This window comes from Streptomyces sp. NPDC047974 (assembly GCF_040653375.1).
GTDB lineage: Bacteria > Actinomycetota > Actinomycetes > Streptomycetales > Streptomycetaceae > Streptomyces.
Map to the genome: position 1 here is coordinate 1 of NZ_JBEZNU010000081.1, position 5,572 is coordinate 5,572.

The 5,572-nt window shown below is 65.4% G+C and carries 11 protein-coding genes; 9 read left to right on the forward strand and 2 right to left on the reverse strand.

Annotated features, from left to right (window positions below; translation table 11 throughout):
• Both AB0E19_RS38115 and AB0E19_RS38120 read right to left on the reverse strand, forming a co-directional pair.
• On the reverse strand, positions 1–296 hold a 296-nt coding region (locus tag AB0E19_RS38115), incomplete at its 3' end, for a hypothetical protein (protein WP_362189706.1).
• The gene (locus tag AB0E19_RS38120; RefSeq protein WP_080473171.1) at positions 184–717 is read right to left on the reverse strand and encodes a helix-turn-helix transcriptional regulator; all 534 of its coding nucleotides are present in this window, start codon (positions 715–717) and stop codon (positions 184–186) included. The genes AB0E19_RS38120 and AB0E19_RS38115, both read right to left, overlap by 113 nt.
• 82 nt (positions 718–799) lie before the next feature.
• On the opposite strand from AB0E19_RS38120, the gene AB0E19_RS38125 reads away from it, so the two are divergent.
• From AB0E19_RS38125 to AB0E19_RS38165, 9 genes are all read left to right on the forward strand, one after another.
• Complete coding sequence (locus AB0E19_RS38125; protein ID WP_064239327.1) at positions 800–1,072, forward strand: helix-turn-helix domain-containing protein; 273 nt, start codon at positions 800–802, stop codon at positions 1,070–1,072.
• A gap of 108 nt (positions 1,073–1,180) precedes the next feature.
• Positions 1,181–1,783: a hypothetical protein gene (locus tag AB0E19_RS38130; protein ID WP_064239326.1), complete on the forward strand. Its 603-nt coding sequence runs from the start codon at positions 1,181–1,183 to the stop codon at positions 1,781–1,783.
• Positions 1,780–2,106, forward strand: a complete 327-nt coding sequence (locus AB0E19_RS38135) for a hypothetical protein (protein WP_315805987.1) — start codon at positions 1,780–1,782, stop codon at positions 2,104–2,106. Before AB0E19_RS38130 ends, AB0E19_RS38135 begins: the two co-directional genes overlap by 4 nt.
• 92 nt (positions 2,107–2,198) lie before the next feature.
• Positions 2,199–2,489, forward strand: coding sequence for a hypothetical protein (locus AB0E19_RS38140; protein ID WP_362189690.1), 291 nt, complete (start codon positions 2,199–2,201; stop codon positions 2,487–2,489).
• Positions 2,489–3,490 carry a YdaU family protein gene (locus AB0E19_RS38145; RefSeq protein ID WP_362189693.1) on the forward strand — a complete coding sequence of 334 codons (1,002 nt, stop codon included), beginning with the start codon at positions 2,489–2,491 and terminating at the stop codon, positions 3,488–3,490. The genes AB0E19_RS38140 and AB0E19_RS38145 overlap by 1 nt, the downstream gene beginning before the upstream one ends.
• Positions 3,491–3,506: 16 nt before the next feature.
• Positions 3,507–4,067, forward strand: coding sequence for a hypothetical protein (locus AB0E19_RS38150; RefSeq protein WP_362189696.1), 561 nt, complete (start codon positions 3,507–3,509; stop codon positions 4,065–4,067).
• A complete protein-coding gene (locus AB0E19_RS38155) occupies positions 4,054–4,584 on the forward strand; it encodes a hypothetical protein (RefSeq protein ID WP_362189699.1) in 531 nt (176 codons plus the stop codon). The genes AB0E19_RS38150 and AB0E19_RS38155 overlap by 14 nt, the downstream gene beginning before the upstream one ends.
• Positions 4,584–5,096, forward strand: coding sequence for a hypothetical protein (locus AB0E19_RS38160; protein ID WP_239666440.1), 513 nt, complete (start codon positions 4,584–4,586; stop codon positions 5,094–5,096). Before AB0E19_RS38155 ends, AB0E19_RS38160 begins: the two co-directional genes overlap by 1 nt.
• Positions 5,097–5,101: 5 nt before the next feature.
• The coding region (locus AB0E19_RS38165) for a KilA-N domain-containing protein (RefSeq protein ID WP_362189703.1) at positions 5,102–5,572 on the forward strand (471 nt) is incomplete at its 3' end.

Genomic DNA, 5,572 nt, shown 5'->3' on the forward strand with positions numbered 1-5,572 from the left:
GGAAGCTGTTCGATGCCCATGTAACCGAAACAAGCCTGGTCGATCAGGAGCTGCATGGGAGAGCCCCAACGTCTCTGAAAGTGCCGGATCATCCGGCAGTGGGACTCACGAAGTACGACGTCCATGCGGACCGCCGAGTGCGTGATCTTCCTGCTGACTCCATCAGGTGCTGTAGCCGGCAGCTCAGCCGGCTTTACGCTTCCGACCACCGTGAGCTTGGGCTTGTCGCCCATCTTCCGCTGCGCGCGCAGCGCGATCAGCTGAGCCAGCTTGTCCATCTCCTGATCGAGATCCATCTGTACGCTTCCCCTGTTTCCTCAAATCCGCAGCAAGTGCAACGCGCAGCGCCTGGGCAAACAGATCGGGCGATTGCTCGACATCGAATGTCTCGCCTGTGGCCAGATCTAGAGCCTTGCGCACCACAGCGATGGCGGCCACGACGATATCGGCGTTAAGTCTCGCAACCTGAGACGTGCCGAAACTGTCCATGAGGCGAGCGTACTCAGCGCTTACTTCCTGGGGCTGTAGCCCGAGAACATCGGCCAAAGCCTCTGCCTTGTCCCAGGGCACTGGTCGCAAGCCAGTCGAAAACTGAGAAATGAAGCTGGGGGTGACCTCCAGTCGCTCGGCAACCAGCGCCTGGGTCAGGCCGGCGCGGGTGATGGCCTCCGCGATAGCGCGGCCTTCAGCGGTCTTGGGGTTGGCTGGCCTAGGCATATAGCGATGCTATTTGAAGGTGTTCAGGAAAACGAACAGCGATGCTATTTACATGGGTAAATAGCACTGCTATGTTTGGCGCATGAACGAGCCCAACCACCCCGTGGTACCGATCCAAAAGGCCATCGACGCGGTAGGAGGGCAGGGCGCACTAGCGCGCCTGCTCAAGGTTCACCCCGCGTTGGTTTCGCAATGGCGCACAGGCCGTCGGCCGGTTGCCGCGCACCACATCCTGTCGATCGAGGCGATGACCCAAGTCTCGAGGCATGAATTGCGGCCTGACATCTTCGGCGAACTCCCCTGCTCGGAGACCGACCCAGACGCTGACCGGATCGTGCCGGTCGACGCGGCGTAATCGCGTTCTCACCTGAGCGCTGAGCTGCGAACCGCAAGCCACCCAATCCCTGAATTTCGGTCGTCCTGTCCATGGCGACCACTTTGCATCGCCTCCCGAGGTGCGTAAATGAAGCCTGATCCTCAGTACCACGAGCCGCGGTCAGCGGTGGTGTTTCGGCACACGACCGACGCCATCCGCAACAGCGGCCACACCGATAGCAGCCTGGCCCAGGCGATCGCCGAGCAATACATGGCGGACGTAGCGCCAGCCGAGCGCATCCTGCACTTCCATGTCGGTGTAGACGCCGACAGCACCGAAAAAGCGCTGAAGTCCAACGGCCAGCTCATTGCCCGCATCCGCAATGGCACAGTCAAGATGCCCGTTGATCTGGAAGAGTCGTGGGTTCGCGCGCTGCCGCCGCACTGGCGCGACGCCTGTTCGCGCGAACTGGCCCAGCGCTATGGCTTTCTCGGTGCCCGTATCCCGATGATGGAGCCGCATGCCGGCGTGCTGGCTGTGGCCCGCCTGTCGGTGGAGTTCGGTCACACGCTCGAAGCGATCACCAACGTCCTGGCTGACGGCCGCATCTGCCCGAAGGACATACCTGAGCTGCGTCGCGCGCTGGACGAGATCGGTCAGCTCGAGGCGGAGCTGGTGACGGCCAAGCGCTACGTGTCGGGCCACCTGCAGGATCTGGCGCCGCGAGCGGTGCAGGGTGCGCAGCGATGAGCGGCGGTGCAATGGTGAGCTGGGCAATCGCCGTGGTCAGCGAATTCGACAGTGCCGGCCGTCGCATCCCCGAGAGTGTGGTGCCGCTCCTGCCCATGGTGGATGTAGTCCTCTGGGCCAAAGAGCAGCCGCAGCCGGTGCGCGTTGATGCGCTCCAGAAGCGATTCGGCCTTTCGCGCGCGACGGCATATCGCTGGCAGCTCGCGCTGCAGGACCTCAACGACCCGGCGGCCGCCAGGCGGCGGCTTCCCAGCCTGCGGCAGCTGAGCACCGCGATGGGGCGTGAGGTCCCCGTATCGGGCCATGCGGGGGCGACAGGATGAACATCAGTCCGACCCTCGGTCTGCGCTGTGGCCCTGCGCTCCGCGCCGCTCCGACCGAGCGAGAGCCGGCCGTAGCTCCGGTCGCCGCCGCGATGTCTGAAAAGAAGCCGCGGCGCAGCGCGCCGCAGCACGCCCTTGCCGGCTACAACACCACCAGGATCGTCATGGAGTTCATGCGCTGGGCAGTCGAGCTCAGCGATTTCCCAACCGTTGAGGCCATTGTCCGGCACTTCGGCGTGAGCCGCGCCACGGCGTATCGCTGGCGCAACAGTCTGGGTGAGACATACCGGCTGGAGACGCTGCCGCCCAACGAGCATGAGCTGGCCAGGATTGGCAGCCCCGGTGCTGCGGCACGCGGCAAGCACGGTGCCGGGGAACCCTGATGATCTACTTCGAGATGTATCCGGGCGACTACCTCAAGGACACGACCCGACTGTCCCTGACCGACCACGGCGTCTATTTCAAGCTGATGCTGGCGTACTACTCGGAAGAGCAGGCGCTGCCAGAGAGCCTGGCCGAGCTGTACATCATCGCTGGCGCAATCACTGCGGCGGACAAGGCTGCGGTCAAGAAGGTCGCCGAGCGCTACTTCCCCGTGGCAGAAGACGGATTACGGCACAGCAAGCGCTGCGATGAGCAAATCGCCAAGGCGCAAGGCCGTATTGCCGAGGGCCAAGGCCGCCGCGATGCCCGAAAGAGCAATGAAACCGAGCGCCAGGCACGCACCCGAGCACGCAGAACCATGCTGTTCGAAGACCTGCGCGCCGTCGGCGTCGTGCCGGGAGGATTGGTCACGATGGCACAGCTGAAGGCGCTCCACGTCACGCATGTCACGGGCGACGAGCGCGTGACACTCGACCAGTTGTCACGCGTGACATGTCACGCAGAGTCACGTGTGACAGGTGGTGTGAACACAGGTGTGAACACGGGTACCCAGACCCCAGACCCCATTACTACTCCAGATACATCACATCTCACTCAAGGATCTCTGGGAGGCGTGACCGACGCGGGGCGTGCGTGCTTGCTGATGCGCAAGGCTGGATGCCATTCCACCAACCCGAGCCACCCAGACCTGCTGGCCGCCCTGAAGGAGGGCGTGACGCCGGAGACGCTGGGGCACACGGTCGCTGAAGGGCTGGCGCGATCGCCACCGGTCACGAACCCGTTCCCTTGGGCAATCAAGACCGCCCGCAACCGCCATGCGGCAGGCGCAATGCCCGCAATCCCCAATACCACCGGAGGCACCAATGCAAACCCTCAGCAAGGTTCTGCCGACCACGTCGCAGAGCAGCGGCGAAAATTCGAGCAGCGCGCGGCAGTTGGCGGCTTTGGCGGAACAGGTGGCGATGTCATCGACGTCGAGTTCGAACCCGTCCACCACTGAGCCGGACCAGCGCGCGGTGAGCATGCTGTGGACGGTGTGGGAACGGATGGCCGGTATGTTTCCCGGAAAGTGGGTGCGCGAGAACGGCTCGGCCCCGGTGAACAACGCGGGCAGCCTGACCACCGCCGGAGAACTGTGGTTCCAAGTGCTGATCGGCATCACCCCGCGACAGGTTGCCGATGGGATGGGAAACTGCCTGCGCAGTGCGCTGCAGTGGCCGCCGAACCCCGGGCAGTTCCGAGCCATGTGTCTGGGCGTGCCGTCGTTGGCCGAGGTCGATGGCCAGATGCGACCCGGCCAGGCACATAGCGGGTTCACCGTGCTGGTGCGGTCGAATCTGGACCTGCACGCCTACGCCACGGCCGAGAGCGGCGCGCAGCAGCAGCGCATGTTAGCCAACGCCTACGACAGGGCGGTGAAGCATGTGATGGACGGCGGCGCCGTGCCCGAGGCGATGGCTGCATTGCCTGCACCCAAGCCAGAGCTGCACGTGGTGCGCAACCGCGACGCCGCGCGCAGCGCCATGGCGCAGGCCGCGGCGGATCTGGGATTCGGAGGCACGCATGGAGCCGGCTGAAATCCGCGCCTATCAGCGGCAGCTGCTGCTGTTCTGCTTGGGCATCCATGGCGAGAGCACTGCAGCGGAGGCATTGGAGCTGATGGGCAACGCCGCGCTCGAGTCCGGCGCGCCACGCGAGGTGATGCTGCTGAGCACGGCCGCCGTGGCTGGCCTACTGCGAGAGCTGGATGGTGATGGGCTGGTGCGCAGGTGCGAGAACCGCGACAGCGGCCGCGATGGGCGGCCGGTGGCGACGTGGGCTGCGACTGAGGCAGGCCGCGTAGAGCGTGCGCCGGCGCCGCCCTCGGGTCAGCAGCAGCTGGCCATGCCAATACTCGCGCCACCATCGGGGCAGCGCACGCGCGGCGGGTTGTCCATGGAGCAGCTTATGGGCCTGCTGAACGTCGAGTTCGACTGCATGCTCGAGCAGATGGATCGTGAGCACCAGGCCGCGCAGCAGCGCGCCCGTCAGGAGTTCGACGCATTCCGGCAGCGCGCGATGCGCGTGTGGGGCGCTATGGAGGCATCCGCCTGATGCGACCGAAGAAGACGTCCAGCCGTTCGCTGCGCTACGCCACCGTGCAGGACATGCCGGAGGGCATGCGCCGCTTGGTGCAGGCCAGCACGCCGGTAGCCGCTCCGTCACCGGCCGCGCCGCGCGCCTACCGCCCGCCGGCTGCTGTTCAATCCTCCGGCAGCGGAAACGCCGCCGGCAAGGTCGCGCGGGGTAGGCCCAGGCACGTGCCTGGGGAGATGAACAAGACGGAAGAAGCCTATGCCGCACATCTGGCGCTGCAGCTGGCCGCCGGCGAGATCGCGTGGTTCCGATTCGAGTCCGTGAAGCTGAAGTTGGCCGAAAAGACCCACCTCACCATCGACTTCTTCGTGATGACGGCCGCTGGCGACCTGGAGGCCCATGAGGTGAAGGGCTTCTGGGAGGAAGACGCCCGCGTGAAGGTGAAGGTGGCCGCCGCGATGTACCCGTTTCGATTCTTGGCAGTCCAGCGCGGCTCTGGCGGCGGCTGGAAAACGGAGGTGTTCTCTTGAACGCAATGATGATTGGCGGGGTCACTGTGCGCCGCGACGACGTGGGCAGGTTCTGCCTGAACGACCTGCACCAGGCATCCGGTGGTGCGAAGCGCCACCAGCCCAGCGACTGGCAGCGCCTGAAGCAGACCGAGGAACTGGTGGCCGAGCTGGTCAACTCCGGTGATTCCCGGATTTACCCGGTGCACTCGGTGGCCGGCCGCTACGGCGGCAGCTACGTGGTGCGCGAGCTGGTCTATGCCTACGCCATGTGGATCAGCCCCAGCTTCAGCCTGCAGGTGATCCGCGCCTATGACGCGATCACGGCCGGGGCGGCGGCTCCTGACCCGATGCAGGCGCTGACCGATCCGGCGACGCTGCGCGCGCTGTTGCTGTCCTACAGCGAGAAGGCCGAGATCCTCGAGGCGCGCGTGCAGTACCAGGAGCCGCAGGTCCGCGCGCTGCTGCGGCTGAGCCAGGCTGACGGTGCCTTCAAC

Excerpts from the sequence above, each read along its gene's own strand:
- AB0E19_RS38120 (WP_080473171.1), bottom strand. The coding sequence starts at position 717 with ATGCCTAGGCCAGCCAACCCCAAGACCGCTGAAGGCCGCGCTATCGCG.
- AB0E19_RS38125 (WP_064239327.1), top strand. The coding sequence starts at position 800 with ATGAACGAGCCCAACCACCCCGTGGTACCGATCCAAAAGGCCATCGAC.
- AB0E19_RS38130 (WP_064239326.1), top strand. The coding sequence starts at position 1,181 with ATGAAGCCTGATCCTCAGTACCACGAGCCGCGGTCAGCGGTGGTGTTT.
- AB0E19_RS38135 (WP_315805987.1), top strand. The coding sequence starts at position 1,780 with ATGAGCGGCGGTGCAATGGTGAGCTGGGCAATCGCCGTGGTCAGCGAA.
- AB0E19_RS38140 (WP_362189690.1), top strand. The coding sequence starts at position 2,199 with ATGTCTGAAAAGAAGCCGCGGCGCAGCGCGCCGCAGCACGCCCTTGCC.
- AB0E19_RS38145 (WP_362189693.1), top strand. The coding sequence starts at position 2,489 with ATGATCTACTTCGAGATGTATCCGGGCGACTACCTCAAGGACACGACC.
- AB0E19_RS38155 (WP_362189699.1), top strand. The coding sequence starts at position 4,054 with ATGGAGCCGGCTGAAATCCGCGCCTATCAGCGGCAGCTGCTGCTGTTC.
- AB0E19_RS38160 (WP_239666440.1), top strand. The coding sequence starts at position 4,584 with ATGCGACCGAAGAAGACGTCCAGCCGTTCGCTGCGCTACGCCACCGTG.